Annotated in this window: 18 protein-coding genes and 1 riboswitch; of the genes, 9 read left to right on the plus strand and 9 right to left on the minus strand. The window is 69.2% G+C overall.

From position 1 onward, the window contains the following. Positions 1 to 38: 38 nt before the first annotated feature. Positions 39 to 965, minus strand: a complete 927-nt coding sequence (locus N4261_RS23210; RefSeq protein ID WP_261757607.1) for an energy transducer TonB — start codon at positions 963 to 965, stop codon at positions 39 to 41. Between the two features lie 388 nt (positions 966 to 1,353). After that, positions 1,354 to 1,488: riboswitch (TPP riboswitch) on the plus strand. 167 nt (positions 1,489 to 1,655) lie between these two features. On the opposite strand from N4261_RS23210, the gene thiC reads away from it, so the two are divergent. The 5 genes from thiC (at position 1,656) to N4261_RS23235 (ending at position 7,935) form a co-directional block, all read left to right on the plus strand. Further along, on the plus strand, positions 1,656 to 3,689 hold the full coding sequence (gene thiC / locus N4261_RS23215; protein WP_261757608.1) for a phosphomethylpyrimidine synthase ThiC: 2,034 nt from the start codon (positions 1,656 to 1,658) through the stop codon (positions 3,687 to 3,689). Positions 3,690 to 3,694: 5 nt separating this feature from the next. Continuing rightward, the gene (locus tag N4261_RS23220) at positions 3,695 to 4,741 is read left to right on the plus strand and encodes an FAD-dependent oxidoreductase (RefSeq protein ID WP_261757609.1); all 1,047 of its coding nucleotides are present in this window, start codon (positions 3,695 to 3,697) and stop codon (positions 4,739 to 4,741) included. A gap of 218 nt (positions 4,742 to 4,959) precedes the next feature. After that, on the plus strand, positions 4,960 to 5,187 hold the full coding sequence (gene thiS, locus N4261_RS23225) for a sulfur carrier protein ThiS (protein WP_261757610.1): 228 nt from the start codon (positions 4,960 to 4,962) through the stop codon (positions 5,185 to 5,187). A 1-nt stretch (position 5,188) separates the two neighbouring features. Then, positions 5,189 to 6,040, plus strand: coding sequence for a thiazole synthase (locus tag N4261_RS23230; RefSeq protein WP_261757611.1), 852 nt, complete (start codon positions 5,189 to 5,191; stop codon positions 6,038 to 6,040). A gap of 266 nt (positions 6,041 to 6,306) precedes the next feature. Continuing rightward, entirely contained in the window at positions 6,307 to 7,935 is a 1,629-nt protein-coding gene (locus tag N4261_RS23235; RefSeq protein WP_261757612.1) for a bifunctional hydroxymethylpyrimidine kinase/phosphomethylpyrimidine kinase, read from the plus strand. A 305-nt stretch (positions 7,936 to 8,240) separates the two neighbouring features. Here the strand turns inward: N4261_RS23235 and N4261_RS23240 are convergent, their stop codons facing one another. Together N4261_RS23240 and N4261_RS23245 are read right to left on the minus strand one after the other, a co-directional pair. Then, positions 8,241 to 10,289 carry an alkaline phosphatase gene (locus N4261_RS23240; RefSeq protein WP_261757613.1) on the minus strand — a complete coding sequence of 683 codons (2,049 nt, stop codon included), beginning with the start codon at positions 10,287 to 10,289 and terminating at the stop codon, positions 8,241 to 8,243. A 76-nt stretch (positions 10,290 to 10,365) separates the two neighbouring features. Continuing rightward, positions 10,366 to 10,923 (minus strand): hypothetical protein, encoded by a 558-nt coding sequence (locus tag N4261_RS23245; RefSeq protein WP_261757614.1) that lies wholly within the window; start codon positions 10,921 to 10,923, stop codon positions 10,366 to 10,368. Positions 10,924 to 11,481: 558 nt separating this feature from the next. Here N4261_RS23245 and N4261_RS23250 point away from each other — a divergent pair. Beyond that, positions 11,482 to 12,126 carry a class I SAM-dependent methyltransferase gene (locus N4261_RS23250; protein ID WP_261757615.1) on the plus strand — a complete coding sequence of 215 codons (645 nt, stop codon included), beginning with the start codon at positions 11,482 to 11,484 and terminating at the stop codon, positions 12,124 to 12,126. 39 nt (positions 12,127 to 12,165) lie between these two features. Here N4261_RS23250 and N4261_RS23255 read toward each other — a convergent pair whose 3' ends face one another. After that, positions 12,166 to 12,585, minus strand: a complete 420-nt coding sequence (locus N4261_RS23255; RefSeq protein WP_261757616.1) for a PspC domain-containing protein — start codon at positions 12,583 to 12,585, stop codon at positions 12,166 to 12,168. A gap of 223 nt (positions 12,586 to 12,808) precedes the next feature. Here N4261_RS23255 and N4261_RS23260 point away from each other — a divergent pair, with 223 nt between their 5' ends. Both N4261_RS23260 and N4261_RS23265 read left to right on the plus strand, forming a co-directional pair. Then, the gene (locus N4261_RS23260) at positions 12,809 to 13,495 is read left to right on the plus strand and encodes an alpha/beta hydrolase (RefSeq protein ID WP_261757617.1); all 687 of its coding nucleotides are present in this window, start codon (positions 12,809 to 12,811) and stop codon (positions 13,493 to 13,495) included. Between the two features lie 199 nt (positions 13,496 to 13,694). After that, complete coding sequence (locus N4261_RS23265) at positions 13,695 to 17,123, plus strand: S9 family peptidase (RefSeq protein WP_261757619.1); 3,429 nt, start codon at positions 13,695 to 13,697, stop codon at positions 17,121 to 17,123. A gap of 42 nt (positions 17,124 to 17,165) precedes the next feature. Here the strand turns inward: N4261_RS23265 and N4261_RS23270 are convergent, their stop codons facing one another. Both N4261_RS23270 and N4261_RS23275 read right to left on the minus strand, forming a co-directional pair. Beyond that, positions 17,166 to 17,645 carry an S-adenosylmethionine decarboxylase family protein gene (locus N4261_RS23270; protein WP_261757620.1) on the minus strand — a complete coding sequence of 160 codons (480 nt, stop codon included), beginning with the start codon at positions 17,643 to 17,645 and terminating at the stop codon, positions 17,166 to 17,168. A gap of 121 nt (positions 17,646 to 17,766) precedes the next feature. Then, positions 17,767 to 18,228: a MerR family transcriptional regulator gene (locus N4261_RS23275; protein WP_261757621.1), complete on the minus strand. Its 462-nt coding sequence runs from the start codon at positions 18,226 to 18,228 to the stop codon at positions 17,767 to 17,769. A gap of 45 nt (positions 18,229 to 18,273) precedes the next feature. Between N4261_RS23275 and N4261_RS23280 the strand changes: the two genes are divergently transcribed. After that, on the plus strand, positions 18,274 to 19,329 hold the full coding sequence (locus tag N4261_RS23280) for an MBL fold metallo-hydrolase (protein ID WP_261757622.1): 1,056 nt from the start codon (positions 18,274 to 18,276) through the stop codon (positions 19,327 to 19,329). A gap of 559 nt (positions 19,330 to 19,888) precedes the next feature. On the opposite strand, the gene N4261_RS23285 is transcribed toward N4261_RS23280, so the two are convergent. From N4261_RS23285 to gmhB, 3 genes are read right to left on the minus strand one after another with little or no spacing between them, the layout of a single operon-like run. Beyond that, positions 19,889 to 20,824: a M48 family metallopeptidase gene (locus tag N4261_RS23285; protein ID WP_261757624.1), complete on the minus strand. Its 936-nt coding sequence runs from the start codon at positions 20,822 to 20,824 to the stop codon at positions 19,889 to 19,891. 15 nt (positions 20,825 to 20,839) lie between these two features. Next, entirely contained in the window at positions 20,840 to 21,655 is an 816-nt protein-coding gene (locus N4261_RS23290; RefSeq protein WP_261757625.1) for a lysophospholipid acyltransferase family protein, read from the minus strand. Continuing rightward, entirely contained in the window at positions 21,655 to 22,305 is a 651-nt protein-coding gene (gene gmhB, locus N4261_RS23295) for a D-glycero-beta-D-manno-heptose 1,7-bisphosphate 7-phosphatase (protein WP_261757626.1), read from the minus strand. The genes N4261_RS23290 and gmhB overlap by 1 nt, the downstream gene beginning before the upstream one ends. Between the last annotated feature and the right edge of the window lie 13 nt (positions 22,306 to 22,318).

A 22,318-nucleotide genomic window follows, 5' to 3' on the forward strand; every position in this document is an offset into this window, starting at 1 on the left:
ACCCACGGGCGCCGACGGCGCCTGCGCCGCTCAGTCGATCACTCGACCTGGAAGCCGATCTCCACGCTCACCTGGCGGGCCTTCGGGATCGGCGCGAAGCGCCACTGCTTGACGGCCGTCACCGCTGCCGTGCTGAGCTTGCGGTCCGGCGACCGCAGCGCCTCGACATATTCCACCGTGCCGTCCGGCTGCACCATGAAGCGCACTACGACCGCCCCGTTGCGCTGCTGCGCGAGCAGGGCGCGTGGATATTCCGGTTCCACCTTCTTGAGCAGCTTCAGCGGCGCATCGTCATCCTGCACGGCTGCGGCGGCGGGCGCCGGCGAGGCCAGCGCGGCAGCCGGCGTGGCGCCGGCCGCGCCCATGGGGGCCAGGTCCTGCCCGCGATTCTCGGCGGCCAGCGAGGGCACGGCGTTGGACGCACCCGAGGCCAACGACGGGACCGATCCCGAGGACGCGGTGACGCCCACGTTGGCAGGTCCCGGCACAGCAGCGGCCATCGAGGAGGTGCCGCCGACGGACGCGGGCGGTGTCGCCGATGCAGCCGCCACGCTGCGGCCATCCACATCCGCATCGGGCTTTCTGGAGGCCGTCACCGCTGTCGGCGTTGCCTTGGCCACCGCCTTGGGCTCAGGCTTCGATTCAGCGCGGGCCTCATGCTTTTCCGGCTTCTTCGGCTCGGCCTTTTCCGCGTGGAACTTGATCCACTGGAAGACCTTGTCGGCATCCCGACGCGCACGTTCAGCGTCGCTGAGCGCCGCAGCGGCAGCGGCCGCATTGGCGTTGGCAGCCGCAGCGGTCGCGGCATTGCCGCCCGCGCCTGCGGTGGCACTGCCACTGGCCGCCGATCCCGACGACGGCGCAGACGGCGCACTGGCTGACTGCGCATGCGCTGCGCCGCCGGCCAGCGCCAGACACAAGGTCAGGCCACGCGGCCAGGACGGCATCGAGGTCAAGGAAGACAACGACGACAACGAGGAGCCAAGGGACCAACGGGACCGGGGACGACGGCTGTTCATGAATCCACCCTCTGAGGCAAACGCCGGTTTCTGTTTGTAAGCAACGCCACGGCAAGAGCGACAAAGTGTAAGAAGTCACGGGGGCGACTCCCCCTCGGGGTTTGCCCGCAGCGACGCGTAACGCCGTTCACGTTGTCGCAGATTTCACAAATCGTCCGGCCCCTGGCCAGGCCTTGCCGCGGCCCATGCCGACCGCCGGTGCGCGGCGCACCGCGATCGGGCGACATGCACCGATTGGGACCATGACCGGGTCGCGCTCATGCGGTGTTCAAACCGCCTGGAGCAGGCCTCAAGGCGACCCTCGGCGCCGCCCCCGTGTCGCGCCCTATACTGGCCGCCTGCTCCGGGGTGCCCTGGGTCACGACAGCCGACGGCTGGCGCGACACGGGCTGAGACACGGCGATGAAGCCGCGGACCCGCTGAACTTGATCCGGTTCGTACCGGCGTAAGAAGAGCCAGCCCTTTGGGGCGCCTCCTCCCTGCAGCCCTGCGTCTACCTGGCGCAGTCGGCACAGACCGCAGCGTCAGCGCGGTCCACAGGGCCGGGCGCACCGGTCTCCCGACCCGGGCCCTGTTCCGATCGTCGTTCCGTCCCGCTCAGGCCAAGCCTCCGGTGCCCCACCCCGGAGACGCCTGATGACACACGACCTGACCCCCACGCCCGCCTCTTTCCACCGCGCATCGTCTGCCGACACGGCCGACACGGCCCTCTCAGCCCGCGCGGCCGAGCAGGCCGCCACCGATTTCCACCAACGCCTGGCCGCCAGCCGCGCGCCCCTGCCCGCCTCGGTGAAGGTGCACGAACCGGGCGTGCTGCATCCGACGCTGCGGGTGCCGCTGCGCGAGATCGCGCTCACCAACGGCGAGCGCATTGCCGTCTACGACACCTCCGGTCCCTACACCGATCCGGCCGTGGCCACCGATGTGCGCCACGGGCTGCCCACGCCGCGCGCCGACTGGATCGCCGCGCGCGGCGACACCGAGACCTACACCGGACGGCCGATCCAGCTGCATGACGACGGCCTGCGGGAAGCGGCGCAGCAACAGGCGCTGCGGGCCCAGAGCGAGTCGCTGTCGCGCACGCCGCGTCGGGCACGGGCCGGCGCCAATGTGTCGCAGATGCACTATGCGCGGCGGGGCATCGTCACCGCAGAAATGGAGTACGTCGCCATCCGCGAAAACGGCCGTCGGGCCTGGATGCATGAGTACATGGCAGATACCGAACGCGAGCAGCGCCTGGCCGGACAGGGCCTGGGCGCCCGCATCCCGGGCTTCATCACGCCGGAGTTCGTGCGCGACGAAGTGGCCCGCGGCCGCGCCATCATCCCGGCCAACATCAACCATCCGGAGGTCGAGCCGATGGCCATCGGCCGCAACTTCCTGGTGAAGGTCAATGCCAACATCGGCAACTCGGCCGTCAGCTCCGGCATCGAGGAAGAGGTCGAGAAGCTGGTCTGGGCGACCCGATGGGGCGCAGACACGGTGATGGATCTCTCCACCGGCCGCAACATCCACACCACGCGCGACTGGATCCTCCGCAACAGCCCCGTGCCCATCGGCACCGTGCCGATCTACCAGGCGCTGGAGAAGGTCGGCGGCGTCGCAGAGGAACTGAGCTGGCCGCTGTTCCGCGACACCCTCATCGAGCAGGCGGAACAGGGCGTCGACTACTTCACCATCCATGCCGGCGTGCGTCTGCCCTTCGTGCCGATGACGGTCAAGCGTCGCACCGGCATCGTCTCCCGGGGTGGATCCATCCTCGCCAAGTGGTGCATTGCGCATCACCGCGAGAACTTCCTCTACACCCACTTCGAAGAGATCTGCGAAATCATGAAGGCGTATGACGTGAGCTTCTCGCTGGGCGACGGCCTGCGTCCAGGCTCGCTCGCCGATGCCAATGACGAAGCGCAGTTCGCCGAACTGCGCACGCTGGGCGAGCTGACCAAGATCGCCTGGAAGCACGACGTGCAGACCATGATCGAAGGCCCCGGCCATGTGCCGATGCACATGATCCAGGCCAACATGACCGAGCAGCTCAAGCATTGCGACGAAGCGCCGTTCTACACGCTGGGGCCGCTGACCACCGACATCGCCCCGGGCTACGACCACATCACCAGCGGCATCGGCGCCGCGATGATCGGCTGGTTCGGATGCGCCATGCTCTGCTATGTGACGCCGAAGGAGCATCTGGGCCTGCCGGACCGCGAGGACGTCAAGCAGGGGTTGATGGCCTACAAGATTGCCGCCCATGCGGCCGACATCGCCAAGGGCCATCCGGCCGCGCGGTCGCGGGACGATGCCCTGTCCAAGGCGCGCTTCGAGTTCCGCTGGGAGGACCAGTTCAACCTCGGGCTGGATCCGGAGACGGCCCGCGAATTCCACGACGAGACCCTGCCCAAGGACAGCGCCAAGGTGGCCCACTTCTGCTCGATGTGCGGCCCCAAGTTCTGCTCGATGAAGATCACCCAGGACGTGCGGGAGTACAGCGCGAACCTCGAGGCGCAAGGCGGTCAGCCCCCGCTCGACGGCGCGGAGGCCTCCGGCGGCAGCGCGGATGCGCAGGCCCTGGGCGGCAGCGCGGATGCGCAGGCCCTGGCCGGCATGCGCGAGAAGAGTGCGGAGTTCCGCGCCCAGGGCGGCGAGCTCTACATCCCGATCCGCCAGGCCTGAGCGCGATGGCCTCCATTGCCATTGCCGGCGCCGGACTGGCGGGCCGGCTCTTCGCCTGGGCGCTGACGTCCGCCGGCCATCGGGTGTCGATCGCGGAGGCCGCGCCGGGTCCGCTGCCGTCGTTCGACGCCACCGGGGCGGCCGCCTTCAGTGCGGCCGGCATGCTGAGTCCGCTGGCCGAGCAGGAACAGGGCGGTGCCGCAGTGGCGGCGCTGGGATGGCGGTCGTTGGCGCTGTGGCCGCGCATCGTCGCGGCGCTGCCGCTGCCGGTGCCGCTGGAACAGCGCGACAGCCTGCTGCTGGCGCACGGCAGCGACCTGGGCGCCGCCCAGCGCGCGCTGAACCACATGCCGGGCGCCGAGGCCCTGGACGGTCCGACGCTGCGCGCATTGGAGCCCGCCCTGGCCGCCGGGCTGCGCGGCTGGCGCCTGCCCGGCGAAGGCCTGATCGCGCCGGTACCCGCCATGGCGGCGCTGATGGCCGGTGCCACCGGTGCGCACTGGCATTGGGGCCGCGCGGTGGACCAGGTGCTGCCGCATGCGCTTCACCTGGCCGACGGCGAGCGCTGGGACAGCGACTGGGCCATCGATGCGCGCGGTCTCGGCGCACGCCCGCCCTTGCCGCTGCGCGGGGTGCGGGGCGAGATCGTCACCCTGGACCTGCCGGGCCATGGCCTGACCCGGCCGCTGCGGCTGCTGCATCCGCGTCATCGGGTGTACCTGGTGCCACGGTCGACGAACGAGGTGGTGGTTGGCGCCAGCGAGATCGAGAGCGAGGACCGCAGTCCGGTGTCATTGCGGTCCGCCGTGGAGCTGATGGCGGCCGCCCACAGCGTGCTGCCCGCCCTGAGCGAAGCCCGCATCGTCCGACTGGATCGGCATCTGCGCCCTGCCCTGCCCGACAACCTGCCCTCGGCCACATTCGAACCCGGCCTGCTCCGACTCAACGGCCTGTACCGCCACGGCTGGCTGCTCGCACCCGCCCTGGTGTACCGCCTGCTGCGCGACAGCGGCCTGGCCCACCTTGGCGACGACATGGACTCCTCCACATGACTTCTCCCGCTTCTTCCCAATCGCTGTCGACCCACACCGACAAGGCGACCGGTGCGTCCCCCCCCTCCGTCAGCCCGGATCCGTTGTCGCATTCGACGCCCCGATCCTTGTCTCATTCGGTTCCCGATCCGGTGGCCGATCCGCCGGTCAGGTCGGCCGCCGGTCCAGGCCACATGGCGCCTGCCCATTGGGACAGCCGTGCAGGCCCTTCCTCGCCCATGGACTCGGACCCCACGCCCACGTCGATCACCGTGCGGCTTGATGACCGCGACATCGTGCTGCGCGCAGGCAGCTCCCTGTCGGACCTGTTGACCCACGCGCAGCGCGCGCCCGACTCAGTGGCCACCGCGGTCAATGGACGCTTCGTGGCCCGTGACCGCCGCGCCGCGACACGGCTGCAGGAGGGCGACCAGGTGCTGTTCTTCCAACCCATCGTCGGAGGCTGAAATGACGACCACCCCCGCTGCAACGCCAACGGGCGCCCCCCGCGAGGCACCGCCAAAGGCCGACGCCCTGCAGATCGACGGCCGGACGCTGGTCAGCCGCTTCTTCCTCGGCAGTGCCGGCTATCCCAGCCCGCAACGGCTGGACGAGGCGATTCGCGCATCCGGCACCCAGGTGCTGACCGTCGGCCTCAAGCGCACCCTGCTCGCCGGGGACAACGGTGCGATCGCACAGGCCCTGGCCACCGCCCGCGCCCAGGGCGCCCACCTGCTGCCCAACACCGCCGGCTGCCGCAGCGCGCGCGAAGCGGTGCAGATCGCGCAGATGGCGCGCGAGCTCTACCGCACCGCCTGGATCAAGCTGGAGGTCATTGGCGACGACCACACGCTGCAGCCCGACCCCTTCGAACTGCTGAGCGCTGCGGCGGAACTGGCGCGCGACGGCTTCACCGTCTTCCCCTACTGCACCGAGGACCTGATCCTCTGCCGCCGCCTGCTCGACGCCGGCTGCCCGCTGCTGATGCCCTGGGGCGCGCCGATCGGCTCTGGCCAGGGCCTGCTGAACCTGCACGGCCTGCGCACCCTGCGCGAGCGGCTACCCGACACCGTGCTGGTCATCGATGCGGGCCTGGGCGCCCCCTCCCAGGCCGCACGGGCGATGGAGCTGGGCTTCGATGCGGTGCTGCTCAACAGCGCCGTGGCCCAGGCCCGCGACCCGGTGGCGATGGCGGGCGCCTTCCGCGATGCGGTCACCGCCGGCCGCACGGCGTTCCGCGCCGGTTTGATGGCCCCGCAGGAGGTGGCGGTGGCCAGCACGCCGGTCAGCGGCCATGCCTTCCTGCTGGGATCGCCGTGAGTGGCACCATGCGGGGCTGAGCGGCGCAGGACGGTCCGGCATGGCATGGCACGAGACGTGCGATCAGGCGGTCCAGCGCTCAATCGACCATGATGGGGGGAGGATCCGCCACCGGGCGGGTCAATTGCCCCGGTGCCGACCGGGCGCGTGTGGAGGGGGCACAGTCCATCCATGACGCGCCGCAGGTCGGCGGTGGGCCACAACAACGAATCGCGAGGCGGCGCCGTGCGGCGGCGCCGAACCCGCAGGACATCGAGGAGTGACCGATGGAAGGTCTGATTTATCCCCACCCCAGCCTGGCCTCGCCCTGGGCGCCGGAGGTCGACCCGGACCTGGCCCTGCTGATGGCCTGGACCGAGGATCCGGTGCCCCCGGTCATCTGGAGCGTGGCGGGCACCGACAGCGGTGGCGGCGCCGGCCTGAGTGCCGACACCCGGGCGGCCGCAGCGATGGGCGTGCATCTGTGCCCCGTGGTGGCCGCCGTGACGGCCCAACATTCGCAAGGCGTCCAGGCGGTCTTCCCGCTGCCGGCGGATCAATTGCGCGCCCAACTGACGGCGCTGCGGCAGGACATGCCCGCGCGCGTCATCAAGACCGGCCTGCTGGCCAGCGCCCCGGCGATCGACGCGCTGCTGGCCCAGCGGGGGGACGCCGCGCTCGTGGTCGACCCGGTGCTGGGGGCCACGGCCGGCGGCGCCGCCTTTTGCGACGATGCGCTCCTCTCGGCCTATCGACATCAACTGATCCCCCAGGCCGCGCTGCTCACGCCGAATCGCCGCGAGGCCGAGCGACTGCTGGGCGTGGCGGCGGGACAGCAATCGGTCCCCGAGCTGGCGCGGGGCCTGCGGCAACTGGGCGCCCAGGCGGTCTGCATCACCGGTGGAGATGAGCCGTCGACCGACGCGGCGCTGGCGCTGGACTGGCTGGACAGCCCGCTGGCGAGCGGCTGGCTGGCGCTGCCGCGTTTGACCGCGACGCCAGACCGTCCGCTGCACCACCACGGCAGCGGCTGCACCTTCGCCACGGCTGCTGCTGCGGCGCTGGCGCGCGGCTTCGCGGTGCCGGATGCGGTGGTGCTGGCCAAGATGCTCACCTGGGCCGCGCTGCGCGACGGTCACGCGGCCGGCGCCGGCGCCGGGCCGCTGCGGCCCTCGGCCGGGTTCGTGGACGATCCCACCGCCATGCCGGTGATGGGCTTTGAGGACGAGACATCGCCCGACGCCACCACCCTGGCCCGCTGGGAGCGCGCGCTGACCCAACCGGATCGACGTCGATTCGAACCCGGCCTCTATGCGATTGCCGACCAACCGTCGCGGGTGGCGGCGCTGGCCGCCAGCGGTCGATTCGCGCATGTGCAACTGCGCATCAAGCGGGCCGAGGACACCAGCGATGCCGACCTGACCGCCGCGATCCGCGAGACGGTCACCGCCACGGCGGGCGACGTCGGCCGCGGCACCACCCTGTGGATCAATGACCACTGGCGGCTGGCGGTCGATGCGGGTGCGCAGGCGCTGCATCTGGGCCAGGAGGACTGGGGCGCGCTGACGGCCCAGGAGCGCGAGGAACTGCTCCAGCTGCGTCGACACCGGCGGCTGGGCCTGGGCCTGTCCAGCCACAGCCTGTGGGAGCTGTGTCGGGCGCGCGGCCTGACGCCCAGCTACATCGCCTGCGGCCCCGTCTGGCCGACGACCACCAAGCGCATGCCCTGGTTGCCGCAAGGCCTGGCGCAATTGCGCTGGTGGGCACGCATGGCCGGCTATCCGGTGGTCGCCATCGGGGGGATCCTGTCCGACCGGCAGGTGGCGGATGCCCGCGGAACGGGGGTGGCGGCCGTCTGCCTCGTGCGCGCCGCCGAGCAGTGGATCGCTCCCCCATCGGAGCCACCCACCTCTTGACGATTTACCTCGCCGCCGGGCCTGGGAAGAATTCGCAGCCTTGACCCGCACTGGGTCCAGCGCCTTCGGCGTTCCCTTCGCGCTTCCCCTTTTCCCCGACGAGGTCCCATGCTCCCGCTCCCGATCCCCGACCCGCGTCCGCTGCGCAGACCGTCCCCCACCCCGTACTCACGTCGACGTCCGGATGAGGAGACCGATCGCTCCGATCCGGAGGAGCTGCCGCCGCGTCGACCGCCCCGGCCGCATTGATCAGCAAAGGCGCGCGGCCGGTCGGGCACCACGCCGCATCTCACCGTACAGGACGTTCAGCGCGCGGTCGCCTTTGCCGGTCGCTTCGCGCCCGTGGCATCCGCCGGTGCGGTGGTGCCCTTGACGGCGGCCTGCGCCAGCTTGAAGAACACGTCCGTGTTGTCGATCACGCCGGTGAAGGCCAGCGCGCCCGGGCCGAAGGCCGACAGCGGAATGTCCGTCGCGGTGTGCACCGCCGATTCGCCGGGCACCTGGCCGGTGACCAGGTACTCACCAAACGCATCGTCGCGCTCCATCGGCACCGGGGGATACCACTTCAGCGGCTCGCTCTTGGCCAGCGGCTGTTGCGAATCACGCAGCGGTGTGGTGTTGGTGCGCCAGTCTTCATAGCGATCGGCGTTGGCGCCGTATCCCACCAACAGGCGATAGTCGATGTCGGTGGCTTCGGGGTAGCCGTCAGCGGCGATGCGATAACGCGGGAAACCGGCCTTCTCGTAGACGCCCACCACCTTGTCGCGCAGATGGGCCACGCCCTTCTTCTGGGCGGCCTCCTGCAGGGCCTGGTCGGTCAGCATCGAGCCGCCGATCAGCGCCGCGCCCGAGCATTCATGGTCCGCAGTGACGATCACCAGCGTGTCGCCGTTCTCGCGGGCGAATTCCTGCGCCACCTGCACCGCCCGATCGAACTCGAGGGTGTCGAGCATCCAGCGTTCGGTGTCCATGTTGTGGGCCTGCTTGTCGATCGACGCGCCTTCGATCATCAGCACGAAGCCCTTGGGCTGCTTCTTCAGCGTGGACAGCGCCGCACGGGCCATCTCGTCGAGCATTGGCTGGTCGGGGAAACCGTAGTCGTCCACCACCGTGCCGGTGATGCCCTTGGCTGCGCCTCGACGGCCGTCGATCTTGTCCAGCGCGACGTTCATGTTGGAGAAGGCGAACAGGCCCAGCAGCTTGTCCGCGCCCGCGCCATCGGTGGCGGCCTGCAGTGCGGTGCGGGTTGGCGCATAGCGGTAGCCGGCGGACTGGAAGGCCTGGATCAGGTCGCGGTCCTTGTCCTTCGCGCCGGGCGCGGCGCCCCAGCGCTTCACGATCTCAGCGGTATGGGGATCGGTGGCGGAGAACGCATAGTCGTTGCCCTCGGCCCGCTCGGAGCCGGGCGTGCCCGCAGGCAGGAACCACTTGCGGCCGCCGCCCAGCAGCACGGTCAGGCCGGTGCGGCTGCGATCGTCGAAGAACTGATCGACGATGCCGGTGCCCGCGCCCCGGTTGCTGGTGTGCACCGCATTGCCGGCCGGGGTGGCGTCGAAGACGTCCGCCGTGGTCACGATGCCCAGCGCCTTGCCCTGGGTGCGGTGCAGATACTCGGACAGGTATTCGATGCGTGGATTGTCGAAGGCGTCGACGGTGTCGTCGGGGAACACGCCCTCTTCATTGTTGTTGTTCTTGTTGCCGGAGACATAGGCGGTCATGCCGGGCGACGAGTCGGTCACCACCGAGTTCAGCGACGCGGTCTTCACCAGCGCGGTGGCGGGGAAGGTGTCCATCGCCAGCGGCGCAATCACCTTGCCCTGCGCATAGCCGCCCTTGACGATCCGTGCCGCCGTGCGCTGGGCCGCGCCCATGCCATCACCCAGCAAGATGATGATGTTCTTGACCTTGGGGCCCATGGCGGCGGTGAACGGCACCACCTCCAGGTTGCCGCGGGCGGTGACCTTTTGGCCGTCGGCCTGGGTGGCCTCGATGCTGAACTCGTGGCGACCGGCCTTCTCCAGGCTCACCGCGCGGACGGTGGCGATCGCGGTCTCGGCGCTCACGCCCTTGACGCAGCCGCTGGCGCAGTCGCGCAGGGCCACTGCGGCGTCCACCGCCTGGCCGTCGATGAAGAAGCGCGCGGCGCTGATGCGCTGCCCGGCGTCAGGCTTGATCGTGGCCTGCAGGTCGAAGCGTTGACCGGGCAGGAAGCGGGCGATCACCGGGTCGGGGCGGCCGCTGGCGAACATCTCGCTGGGCGGCGTCAGGCGAGTGACCGTGGGCGCGGCCTGCGCGGTGGCGGCCAGGCCCATCAGGGCGCCGGCGGTGACCAGCATCGGGGACAGTTTTTTCATGACGAAGGCGCTTGGGAGGATCGGAAGGGACACGGTCTCACCGCGCCGCCGGCTGGCGGCCGCGGGGTCGACGAACTCAGTGCGCATGGGCGCCGGCGGCACCCGCAGCGCCGCCGGCAGAGGGCGCGTCTTCCAGCGCCTGAGGGGGCAGTTGCAGACGGACCCAGGACACCCGTCCCGAGCCATCCTCCTGCCGTCCCACCTGCAATTGGCCGGTCAACACCACCAGGCCGTTGCGGTGCGCGATCAGGCGCTCCCGCTGCGCCGGATCGAGCAGCACGGTGACGGTGGAGGCGGGCAGGTCATCGGCCTCGCCATCGGCGTGCTCGCTCATCCGCACCGGTCGGGGCGTCAGCCAGAAGCGGCCGGGCTGAGGCTGTTCCTGCGCCACCATGTAGCCCACCAAGCGAACCTGCTGTCCCTGCGCCGACAGCAGCGTCTCGGACAGCTGCAGCCCGCGGTCGCCCACCGGCTGGCGGAAGAACTGGGCGAACTTGAGGTCTTGCGGCGCGGCCGACGCCGGCGGGGCGATCGATTGACCGAATGCGGTGGCGCTCAGCAGGGAAGCCGCCACAGCCAAGGCGGCGCGGCGCAGTTTGGCCATCGACATGCCAGGGTTTCGAGGGTGGACCATGGGCGGCGATTCTTTCGATCGCTGATGACGATTGCGTGACACCCGCATCGATGCGCGTCCGGCGTGTGCGAAGGCCCATCCAAGCGGCCCCTCCGCACCAGCGGTCGCCACCCGCCGCCGCCTTCACGCCGCTAGGCTGGTCTTCATCGCCTCCGTGTGACGTGGCGGCCACCTGGCCCGTTGGAGCCACGGCGAGGGGGCGTTGGCGGTCTGTGGGTCTCGTCGTTGCCTAGTGACTGGCCCGGGGCTGTCTCGGTCTCGATCGGTCTCGGCAGCGTTGCCGTTGCCGTTGCCGTTGCCGTTGGCGTTGGCGTTGGCGTTGGCGTTGGCGATGGCGATGGCGATGGCGATGGCGATGGGAGCGGTAGCAGTAGCGAACCGCTGTACGCCATCATTTCCGAATGGGGAACCACGCTCGAAGCCGCTTGACATTCAGGTGACAGCACCGCGAAGCTGCAAGGTCCCCAGCCCCACAGACTCGCAGCCTCGCAGAGTCCGTGAGGGCTCGAACCCCAGACCGAGAGCCAGCCCACCATCGCCCCCAACCTGCCGATCCGCATGACCCACCCCAGCGAACGCCTTCAGGCGCTCAGCGCGCTCTATGCGCGCCGCGCGCCGATCTACGACCTGGAGCTGCTGCCCGTGGCGCCGCTGCGGCGCGAGGCGATTGCCGCGCTCGCGTTGGAACCGGGGCAAACGGTGCTGGATGTGGGCTGCGGCACCGGATTGAGCCTGCCGGACCTGGCGCAGGGCGTGGGCCCACAGGGTCGCATCGTGGCGATCGAGCCCTGTGACGCCATGATGGCGCGCGCACGTCGACGGGTGGCCGAACTGCAGCACGCGCCCCGCATGCACTGGATCGAGACGCCCGCCGAATCCGCGAGCCTGGACACCTGGCTGCCGCCCGCCAGCGCAGACGCCGCGCTGTTCTTCTTCACCCACGATGTGCTGCAGCAGCCGCAGGCCCTGGCCCAGGCCATGCGTGCCTTGAAACCGGGCGCCCGCGTGGTGGCCGCCGGACTGGTGTGGGCCTCGCCGTGGTGGCCGATGAGCAATCTCTTCGTGCTCGGGGCGGCGATGCATTCCATCGTCTGCGCGGAGCGGCTCGATTGCCCCTGGCACGACCTCACGCCGCGCTTGTCCGCCTGGGAGGTGGAACGGCGCTGGCTGGAATCGGCCTATGTGCTGACCGGCCGGCGCTGAACAGGTCGGCGCCGAATCGGTCGGCGCCGGCCTCGCCGCTCAGTCCTCCTGCGGCACGAAGATCCACAGCAGCAAATACAGCATCAGACCGCTGCCCGCGCAGGTGACCAGCAGCAGGAACACGATGCGCCAGAACCAGGACGTGATGCCGGTGAGCTGCGCGATGCCGCCGCAGACACCGCCGATCCAGCGGTCCATGCGCGCACGCCGAAGGCGATTGATCGCCTCGACCGCCGGCGCCCGCGGTGCACTGGCCGACCCCGCCTGAGCGCCCGCGCCGTGGAAGGCATACGTCGAGGCGCCTGATGTCGTGCCGCCGGATGCCGACGACGTCCCCGCACCCTGCGCACCCTGCGCGCCGCCGAGCACACGGGCCTTGGCCCGCATGAACTCGTCGTCGCTCAGCAGTCCGCGTTGATGCAGCTCGGCCAGGCGTTGGAGTTCTTCGCTGTCAGACATGATGGGCTCCTTGTCGATTCAAAGATCCTGAGGGGATCGATGGTTCACAGCGTAGCGACCGCCACCACGGTGACGAGGGCTTTGCGATCAGCTGCAGCGTCGCCCGACGCAAGGCCACGGAGGCGGGCTGGACCGCTGGCGGCCTCATCGTTCCCGCGGCCGATCCTGCTGCCGCTAGCATCGGGCCCTTCCCTTCTTCGCGCAATCCTTGCCAAGGCTCGTCATGACGCTTGAATCCATCGAACTGCAGACCCGCGAGACCCCGCGCTTCACCATCATCGTGCTGCACGGTCTGGGCGCGGACGGCAACGACTTCGTGCCGGTCTGCCAGACCTTGGACCTGAGCCCGGTGCTGGCCCACGGCGGTCTGCGCTTCGTGCTGCCCAACGCGCCGGAGATTCCGGTCACGATCAACAACGGCATGCGCATGCCCGCCTGGTACGACATCCGCCACGGCGACCTGAGCCAACGCGAAGATGCGGTCGGGCTGCGCCAGTCCCAGGCGCTGATCGAGGCACTCATCGCGCGGGAGGAAAGCGAGCATCAGATCCCGCCGGAGCGCATCGTGCTGGCGGGCTTCTCGCAAGGCTGCGCGATGACGCTGATGACCGGCCTGCGTTTTCCGAAGCGGCTGGCCGGGCTGGTCGGGCTCTCCGGTTATCTGCCGCTGTTGCCGCAGACCGAGGCCGAACGGCATGAGGCCAATGCCCGGACGCCGATCTTCCTGGCGCACGGCACGGGTGACGCCGTGGTCGCGCCGGCCCGCGCCCAGGCCAGCCTGGCGGAGCTGCAGCGGTTGGGCTACGACGTGCAGTGGCAGACCTATCCGATGGGCCACGAGGTGAGCATGGCGGAGATCCAGGATCTGCAGACGTGGCTGATCCGCACCCTGACGGCGGCCGCGGGCTGAATGGCCGATCGATACCGCTGGTTGGGGACCGCCAACCCTGGGTTGTGGAATTGGCGACAAACGCACACCTGATCGGGGTTGACCGCCGCGCCGGCCGGATTCAGGCCCGGATTGCGGGAATGTCTTCGTTCCGGACTGCAGCGCGCTTGCTATAACCGGCGCCATCGTCGCCCGACTGGGCACGCTTGACACACGGTCCATGCCCTTCGCCCTCACTGCTACCCCCGCCACTCGCGCCGGTCGCGCCGGTCGCGCCGCTCGCGTCATCACCAAGTCCCTACCCGCGCTGTCGGCGCTGGCGATCGGCCTGATGCCGATCCAGGGGCTGAACGCCGCCCCCGCGACCGCGCTCAAGCCGGTCGCCGCAGCAGCCGCAGCAGCCACCGCGCCGGTCAGTGCCAAGCTGCCGATCACCCACGATGTCTACGCCACCTGGCGCAGCATCCAGGGCACGCAGTTGAGCCGGAACGGCCAATGGTTGGCCTATGCGCTGGTGGCCCAGGAGGCCGACGGCGAACTCGTGCTGCGTCGATTCGCCGACGGCCATGAATGGCGGGCCGAACGCGGCACCGCGCCGGTGTTCAGCGCGGACGGTCGCTTCGTGGCCTTCGCCGTGCAACCCACACGCGCCGAGCTCGACAAGGCGAAGACGGACAAGAAGAAAGGCGACGACGCGCCCAAGGCCGGCGCCGCCTGGATGGATCTGTCGACCGGCAAGGTCGAGGTGGTGGAACGGGTGAAGCGCTTTGCCTGGGGCAAGGACGGCGGCGTCCACCTGGCGATGTTGTTGGAGCCGCCGATCAAGAAGGATGGCGCCAAGGGCGACGCCAAGGCCGAGTCCGCCGCGAAAGCCGATGAGGCGCCCGACCTGTCGGCGTACCGCGAGGCCGACGACACGCTGCCCGGCATCGCCGGCGTTGGCAGCGACCAGGAAGCGGCGTTCGATGGCTTGACCGGCCCCTCACCGAAGAAGGCCCCGGGGACCGAGTTGATCCTCATCGACGCGGCCACGGGGCAGCGCCATTCGATCAAGGACGTCGCCGATTTCGCCTGGTCGCTCAAGGGCGATCAATTGGCCTACAGCGTCTCGGTCAAGGAGGCGCCCAAGGGCAAGAGCGCAGCACCGGCGACCGCAGCGGCCTCAGGTGCCAGCGCCACCGTGGCCAGCACGTCCGGTGCCGCATCAACACCTACTGCCGACGCGAAGCCGACCACCGACGACAGCTTGAGAGAAGGCGTCTACCTGATCGATCCGGCCGAGCCGGGCAAGCCGCGGGTGCTGCTGGCCGGCGCCGGCAGCTACAAGCAGCTGCGCTTCGACGAGCAGGGCCGGCAGTTGGCGTTTGTCAGCAACCGCGACCATCTGGCGCTTCAGGCGGCCTCCAAGGGCAAGTCGGCTGCCGCGGCTGCAGCGAGGCCGGACAAGGCAGCCGAGGCCGAGTTGGAAGCCAAGGCTGAAACCAGGTCCGAAGCCCGATCGGAATCGAAAGACGCGGCCAAGGACAGCAAGGACGCCAAGCCCGATCCCACGCCGTTCAAGCTGTTCCTGTGGCGGGCCAGGGCGGAGACGGCCTCGGTGCTCGTCAGCGGCGACACCGCGGGCATGCCCGCCGGTTGGACCCCCAGCGAGCATGCGCCGCTGAACTTCAGCAAGGACGGCCAGCGGCTGTTCCTCAGCACCACCGAGCTGCCGGCGCCCGAAGCCAAGGACGCACCGGAGCCGATGAAGGTCGACCTCTGGCACTGGAAGGATCCGGAGCTGCAGTCGGCGCAGAAGGTGAAGGCGGAGAGGGAACGGGTGCGAAGCTATCGCGCCGTGGTTCATCTCGGCAGCCTCGGGCAGGCGCCGGCCGCATCGTCGGATGCATCGGGATCGTCTGGACCGGCACCACGGTTCGTGCAGTTGGCCAACAAGTCGCTGCCCGTCATCCAGGTCAATGAGAACGCCACGGTGGCGCTGGGGCTGAGCGACCTGCCCTACCGTCCGCTGATGTCCTGGGAAGGCCGCTACATGGATGCCTATGCGGTCGATCTGCAGACCGGCGCCGCGAAGGCGCTGGGCCGCAAGCTGCGCCATCCGCCGACCCTGTCGCCGACCGGCAAGTACGTGCTGGGCTTCGATGCGCCGGCGGTGCGCTGGCTGGCCTGGCGCACCGACACCGGCGAGGTGATCAATCTGACCGGCCGCATCAAGGCGCGTTTCGACAACGACGACCGCGACGTGCCCGACCTGCCCTCGCCTTACGGCGCCGCCGGCTGGACCCGCGACGATGACAGCGTGGTGCTTTACGACAAGTTCGATCTCTGGTCGGTGCAACCGGCCACCGGCAAGAGCCGCAACCTGACGCAAGGCTGGGGCGCGAAGCAGCAACGGGAACTGCGGGTGGTGCCGCTGGATCCGGAAGATGCCGACCAGAAGCCCTTGCCCATCGACACCCTGATGCTGGCGGGCACGCATGACATCACCCGGGCGAGCGGCTACTACCGCGTCGACGCGGCGGGCGGCACACCGCAGGTGCTGATCCAGGACGACAAGATGATCGGCGGCCTGATCAAGGCCAAGGACGCCGACCGCATCGTCTTCACCCAGCAGACCTTCAGCGAATTCCCGAACCTGTGGACGTCCACCCTGACGCTGCAGTCGCCGCAGAAGATCAGCGAGGCCAATCCGCAGCAGGCGCGCTATGCCTGGGGCACGCAGGAGCTGATCGACTACACCACGGCGGACGGCAAGAAGCTGCGCGCGCTGCTGGCCAAGCCGGCGGACTTCGATCCGAAGAAGCAGTACCCGATGATGGTCTACATCTACGAGAAGATGACGGACAACCGGTACCGCTACATTCCGCCCGCTCCGAGCCAGAACATCAACGTCGCCCGCTATGTGAGCAACGGCTATGTCGTGCTGCGGCCCGACATCGTCTATACGACCGGCCATCCGGGTCGCAGTGCGATGAACACGGTGCTGCCGGCGGTCCGGCAGCAGATCGCCAAGGGCTACATCGATCCCAAGCGGGTCGGCATCCAGGGTCACAGCTGGGGCGCCTACCAAATCAATTACCTGATCACCCGCACCTCGATGTTCCGCGCGGCCGAGGCCGGCGCCTCGATGGCCAACATGGTCAGCGGCTACGGCGGCATCCGCTGGGGGGCTGGCATCAGTCGGGCCTTCCAGTACGAACACGGCCAAAGCCGGATCGGTGCGGCGCCCTGGGAGCGGCCGGATCTCTACCTGGAGAACTCGCCCATCTTCCAGGTCAACAAGGTCACCACGCCCTACCTGACCATCCACAACGATGACGACGATGCGGTGCCCTGGTACCAGGGCATCGAGTTCTTCACCGCCTTGCGCCGGCTGGGCAAGGAGGCCTACTGGTTCAACTACAACGGCGAGAAGCACGGGCTCCGGGATCGCGACAACACCAAGCACTACACCGTCCACATGGCCGAGTTCTTCGACCACTACCTGCTGGGCAGCCCACGCCCGGCGTGGATGGATCAGCCGGTTCCGTACCTGGACCGCGGCAAGCGCGATGTGATGGGCCTGTTCAAGCCGGTGAGCCCCTCGCCTGAAACCGCCGTGGCCAAGGGGCAACCGGCCGCCAGCACGGGCAGCGGTGGGGCGAAGTAAGTGAGCCCGCCAGCGCCGCGCTGAGCGGCGCTGGTGTCGCGCTCAAGCGCGGTCGCGCGCCTCGATGCGCGCAAGCGCGTCGCCGGCCGGCGCCAGCTCTGCGGCGTCGACGGTGTGCGCCGCGTGCGCGTTGGTCGTTCCGGTCGCACCGAGCCGTCCGCGCACCAGCCGTTGCGCCAGTGTCTCGGTGGGCTGGAACAGTGCCGTGAGATGGGCCATCAACGCTTCGGCCTTGGGTGCGTTGTCGCCGCCGTAATTGCAGACATAGACATCCAGCGTCACCGCACCGAGCTCCGGCCAGGTGTGCAGCGCCACATGCGATTCGGCCAGCAGCAGCATCCCGGTGACGCCGCCCGGTTGACCGTCGGCGGCATCCGGGAACCGATGCCAGTGGTCGCCGACCACGGTCAGCCCGGCGGCCTCGGTCGCGGCGCGGCTGGCCTGCGCCAGCGCGGTGATGTCGATCATCAGGGCCGCAGGGGCGCAGCCGGAGAGGTCGGCGGTGATGTGCAGGCCGTTCATGGCCGCGAAGTGTAGGCGTGAGACGACCGCACAGGGTTCCGTCCGAAGAGGGAGCGCGTCAGATTGAACCGCTTCGGACCGAACGCGTCGCGGCCCCCTGCATGCCCGAGGTCAGCCCAGCTCAGCCGACCGGCTGGCCGGCCTCGGCCAGCAACGCATGGCAGCGCTCCTCGTGCTGGGCGATCTCGGCCAAGGTGACTTCGATGTCGCTGAGCTGCTGCCGCAATTGGCTGCGATGCTGCTCCAGCACGCCGAGGAAGGCGCGCAGCTGCGGCACGGTGTCGGCCTGGCTGTCGTACATGTCGACGAGTTGCTTCACATCCTGCAGCGACAGACCCAGCCGCTTGCCGCGCAGGGTGAGCTTGAGCCGGGTGCGGTCGCGCTGGGTGTAGACACGGTTGCGGCCGGCGCGCGCGGGCGTGAGCAGGCCCATGTCCTCATAGAAGCGGATCGCACGCGGGGTGATGTCGAACTCGGCGGCGAGTTCGGTGATGGTGAACAGCGGGCCCGCGGTGTCGCTGGCGTCCGGCAGCGCGTCCTCGGACAGGTCGTCGGCCGGGCTCGGGCGGGAAGCGATGCTCATGGATACACTGAAGGATGACGTTGACGTAAACGTAAGTCTATCGCCATGGCCAATCCCCGCGAATCCGAACTCTCCTACCCTCTGGGCGATGCCCTGCCCGCAGCGGGCGAAGCGCTGGACGTTCTGCCCGGCGTGCGCTGGGTGCGGATGGGCCTGCCCTTTGCGCTGGACCACATCAATCTGTGGCTGCTGCGGGACGAGATCGATGGCCGCGCCGGCTGGAGCATCGTCGACTGCGGCATCCACAACGAGGCCACCCAGGCCCAGTGGCAGCAGGTCTTCGACCGCCACCTCGACGGGCTGCCGGTGCTGCGGGTCATCGTCACCCATTTCCATCCCGACCACATGGGCCTGGCCGACTGGCTGACCACACGATGGCAATGCCGCCTGTGGATCAGCGCCACCGATTACCAACTGGCCAAGGTCGCGTCGTCGTCCACCGTCGGCATGGGTGGCGAAGCGGCAGCGGCCTTCTTCGGCAGCCACGGGCTGACCGATCCGGAATCGATCGAGAAGATCCGCGGCCGGGCCAGCTATTACCCGAGCATGGTGCCGGCCATTCCCACAGCCTTCCGCCGCCTGATGGACGGCATGGTGCTGCGCATCGGCGATCACGATTGGCGCTGCCTCGTCGGCTACGGCCATGCGCCGGAGCACATCAGCCTGTTCAGCGAGCGCCTGGGCGTGATGATCGCCGGCGACATGGTGCTGCCGCGCATCTCGACGAATGTCTCGGTGGTGGATGTGGAACCGGAGGCGGACCCGCTGACGCTGTACCTGGATTCGCTGGAACGCCTGCTGCCCTTGCCGGCGGACACCCTGGTGCTGCCGGCCCACGGCAAGCCGTTCCGCGGGCTGCATGCCCGCATCGATCAGCTTCAGGAACACCACCGGGAGCGCCTGGCGGAAGTGCTGGAAGCCTGCACCGCCAAGCCGTGCCACGCCGCTGAACTGCTGCCGATGATGTTCCGCCGCAAGCTGGACCTGCACCAGACCACCTTCGCCATGGGCGAGGCGGTGGCCCACTTGAACCGGCTGTGGCTGGGCGGGCAGTTGCGTCGGCAGTTGGATGACGACGGCATCTATCGATTCACGGCCTGAGCGGGCGCGCGCTCGGGTGGTCGGGCGCGAGCTGTCGCGATCGAGCGAATTGAGACGTGGGGGTTACCCGCGCGTGGCGAGAGCGGGCACCGGCAGCACACGAGCTCGGTCACGCACGATGAGACGAACACGCCCCCCGGCGCATCGAATGCGGCACGATCAAACCCGAGCAGGTCTGGGTCGATCGGGTTCGTCGTGGTGAGCGAGGGGAGAAGCGGGGCGGACCGCCCGTTCAGCTTATTCAGCCAATTCAGTCACCGCCGCCCCTTGCGGAGCGGCGGCGCCGAGCCTTGTATGCATCAACTTTTCGGTCGTGAGCGCGGGTCTACCGGTGTCAGCACACGCTGATGGGACCCTGGCGCTACCGTAAGTGGAATCGACAGCGATTCCGACTCAGATGCGGCGATGACAGCAAGGTTCAGTGTCACTGCCACACATAGTTGTTACAAGCCCCCCCTAAGGGGGGACTGAATTTCCGAAAACCGACATCTCGCTGATGGCGGACGCTGCACGACAAGCGGAGGCGCCGACGCGCATCGCCCGCCTCAGCGCTTGCCGGTCAAGGCGCATCCATCAGGGGCAGGACGGCCTGTTTCAGTCGGTCGCGGGCATGCTCATAGTCCGGCATCACCGATCGCACCACGGCCCAGAAGCGCGGGCTGTGGTTCATTTCGCGCAGATGAGCCAACTCATGGGCCACGACATAGTCGATCAGCGCGGGTGAGAAGTGAATCAGGCGCCAGTTCAGCCGGATCACCCCATCCGCATTGGCGCTGCCCCACCGGGTCTGAGCCGACGACAGCCGCAGCCCGGTCATGGTGACGTCCAACTGAGCGGCGAAGTGGCGGCAGCGCTGCTCGAACAACTGCCGGGCCTGTCGCTGCAGCCAGGATTGCACCGCGTCCCGAATCTGTTCGGGCTCTGCGCGCTGCGGCAGACCCAGGTAGAGCAGGCGCCGGGGCACGGCGGAGAGCGTGCCCTGCGGATCCGCGGTGCCGGCATCCAGCCGCGCGCCGGTCAAGCCCGGGTCGAGCACGACGATCAGCGGTTCGCCCAGATACGGCAGGCTGCAGCCGTCGGCCCAGTCCACCCGGGCCGCCTGGGTGCGACGAGCGCGCTCACGCTGCTCCACCAGCTTGCGCAGGATCCACTCGCCCTTTTGCTGCAGCGCCTTCTCGATCTCCGCCACCGGCACCCACTTCGGGGCCGACACCCGCAGGCCCTCCTCGCTGACGGTGAAGCCGATGCTTCGCCGCCGCGCACGCTTGAGGTCGTAGGGAATCGAGCGCCCCTGCAGCAGCACATGACGGCCGCCCGCGCTCGACTCCGGACGCTCAAGCGCCGGGGCGGGGGGCGTGGAATCAGGGGCGGGGGGCGCAGACGGCACCGGCCGGAGCACGGCGGGTGCCGGCGCAGGCGGGGGATCGCTGTCGAACAACGACAGCTGGCTGAATTTCAACAGTTCGGCCAGGCTCCGCAGCTTGGATGGCAGCATGGGCTGCGAGTGTAATCAGACCGAGGCCGGTGCGGGCGGCGCAGGGGGCGAAGGCGGGGCCGGCGGCAGGGTCGAGGGCGACGACGGGGCGGCCGATGGATAGGCCTCGGGGTCGATGCGATGCATTTCCCCTTCGATCCATTGCCGCACCTCCTGCATCAGCTCGGTCGGCGTGCGACCCTGGCTGGGGATCTGCGGTCCGATCGACACATCGATCACGCCCGGGCGCAGCAGGAAGCTCTTGCGCGGCCAGCAGCGGGCCGAGTTCATCGCGATCGGCACCACCGGCTGGCCGGTTTCCACCGCCAGGCGGGTGCCGCCGCTCTTGTACTCACCCACCTGTCCGCGCGCCACACGGGTGCCCTCGGGGAACATGATCACCCAGGTGCCCTGCGCGGCCAGCCGGCGGCCCTGTGCGGCCACCTTGGCCCAGGCCTCGCTGCGCTTGCTGCGGTCGATGTGGATCATGTCCAGCCGGGCCATCGCCCAGCCGAAGAACGGGATGTAGATCAGCTCGCGCTTGAAGACATAGCCCAGCGGTCGCGGCATCAGCATCGGATAGGCGAAGGTCTCCCAGGTGGACTGGTGCTTGGACAGCAGGATCACCGACTCGTGCTCGCCGGTCGGCAGATGCGCCATGCCGCGGACCCGCCAGGTGACGCCGCAGATCACCCGCGCGCCCCAGATCGCGATGCGCAGCCAGCCGGCACACATCCAGTAGAGCCGGGTGCTGCTCAGGAAGGGAGAAACCAGCACCACGGCGGAACCCCAGGGCACGACGGTGATGATGAGATAGAGGACGAAGAGGAAGGAACGCAAGGCGATGAGCATCAGCTCAGGTCTCCGGGGCCGGTGTCGGGTTTGAGGGATTCACCGCGGGCATCCGCGCGGGCGCGGCGCTCCTGCTGGATCAGCGCCTCGGCGAAAGCGGTCAGATCGTTGTGCACCCGGGAGCCGGGCACCAGGGCAATCTGCTCCTGCAACTGCTGTTCATCCACGCCGGCCAGCCGGTCGCCACGCAGCAGATGAGGGATGCATCCGGCGGCACGCGCCGTCTGCAGGTCGCGCACGCTGGCGCCGACCATGTGGACCTGCGAGAGATCCACGCCGAAGCGCTCGCCGATCTGCTCGATCAGCCCGGGCAGCGGCTTGCGGCAGTTGCAGTTCTCTTCGGGTACATGCGGGCAGAAGAAGGCGGCATCGAGTCGACCGCCCTTCTCCGCCAGCAACTGGTTGAGCCGGACATGCACCGCATTGAGCGAGGCCATGTCTAACAAGCCTCGCCCGATGCCGGGCTGGTTGGTCGCCATGACCGTGTGCCAGCCCGCATGGTTCAGACGCGCCACCGCTTCGAGCGCGCCGGGCAGCGGCTCGAGTTCCTCGGGCGCCTTGACGTGATCGTCGCGGTAGCGGTTGATGGTGCCGTCGCGGCCGAGGATCACCAGCTTCATGCCATGCGAATGGTCGGACCGGTTGGGCATGTCGTCGACTCCA

Source organism: Roseateles amylovorans (assembly GCF_025398155.2).
Classification (GTDB): domain Bacteria; phylum Pseudomonadota; class Gammaproteobacteria; order Burkholderiales; family Burkholderiaceae_C; genus Roseateles; species Roseateles amylovorans.

What these genes read in the sequence shown, in the direction of transcription:
- thiC (WP_261757608.1), top strand. Translation starts at nt 1,656, where the DNA reads ATGACACACGACCTGACCCCCACGCCCGCCTCTTTCCACCGCGCATCG.
- N4261_RS23220 (WP_261757609.1), top strand. Translation starts at nt 3,695, where the DNA reads ATGGCCTCCATTGCCATTGCCGGCGCCGGACTGGCGGGCCGGCTCTTC.
- thiS (WP_261757610.1), top strand. Translation starts at nt 4,960, where the DNA reads ATGGACTCGGACCCCACGCCCACGTCGATCACCGTGCGGCTTGATGAC.
- N4261_RS23230 (WP_261757611.1), top strand. Translation starts at nt 5,189, where the DNA reads ATGACGACCACCCCCGCTGCAACGCCAACGGGCGCCCCCCGCGAGGCA.
- N4261_RS23235 (WP_261757612.1), top strand. Translation starts at nt 6,307, where the DNA reads ATGGAAGGTCTGATTTATCCCCACCCCAGCCTGGCCTCGCCCTGGGCG.
- N4261_RS23240 (WP_261757613.1), bottom strand. Translation starts at nt 10,289, where the DNA reads ATGAAAAAACTGTCCCCGATGCTGGTCACCGCCGGCGCCCTGATGGGC.
- N4261_RS23245 (WP_261757614.1), bottom strand. Translation starts at nt 10,923, where the DNA reads ATGGTCCACCCTCGAAACCCTGGCATGTCGATGGCCAAACTGCGCCGC.
- N4261_RS23250 (WP_261757615.1), top strand. Translation starts at nt 11,482, where the DNA reads ATGACCCACCCCAGCGAACGCCTTCAGGCGCTCAGCGCGCTCTATGCG.
- N4261_RS23255 (WP_261757616.1), bottom strand. Translation starts at nt 12,585, where the DNA reads ATGTCTGACAGCGAAGAACTCCAACGCCTGGCCGAGCTGCATCAACGC.
- N4261_RS23260 (WP_261757617.1), top strand. Translation starts at nt 12,809, where the DNA reads ATGACGCTTGAATCCATCGAACTGCAGACCCGCGAGACCCCGCGCTTC.
- N4261_RS23265 (WP_261757619.1), top strand. Translation starts at nt 13,695, where the DNA reads ATGCCCTTCGCCCTCACTGCTACCCCCGCCACTCGCGCCGGTCGCGCC.
- N4261_RS23270 (WP_261757620.1), bottom strand. Translation starts at nt 17,645, where the DNA reads ATGAACGGCCTGCACATCACCGCCGACCTCTCCGGCTGCGCCCCTGCG.
- N4261_RS23275 (WP_261757621.1), bottom strand. Translation starts at nt 18,228, where the DNA reads ATGAGCATCGCTTCCCGCCCGAGCCCGGCCGACGACCTGTCCGAGGAC.
- N4261_RS23280 (WP_261757622.1), top strand. Translation starts at nt 18,274, where the DNA reads ATGGCCAATCCCCGCGAATCCGAACTCTCCTACCCTCTGGGCGATGCC.
- N4261_RS23285 (WP_261757624.1), bottom strand. Translation starts at nt 20,824, where the DNA reads ATGCTGCCATCCAAGCTGCGGAGCCTGGCCGAACTGTTGAAATTCAGC.
- N4261_RS23290 (WP_261757625.1), bottom strand. Translation starts at nt 21,655, where the DNA reads ATGCTCATCGCCTTGCGTTCCTTCCTCTTCGTCCTCTATCTCATCATC.
- gmhB (WP_261757626.1), bottom strand. Translation starts at nt 22,305, where the DNA reads ATGCCCAACCGGTCCGACCATTCGCATGGCATGAAGCTGGTGATCCTC.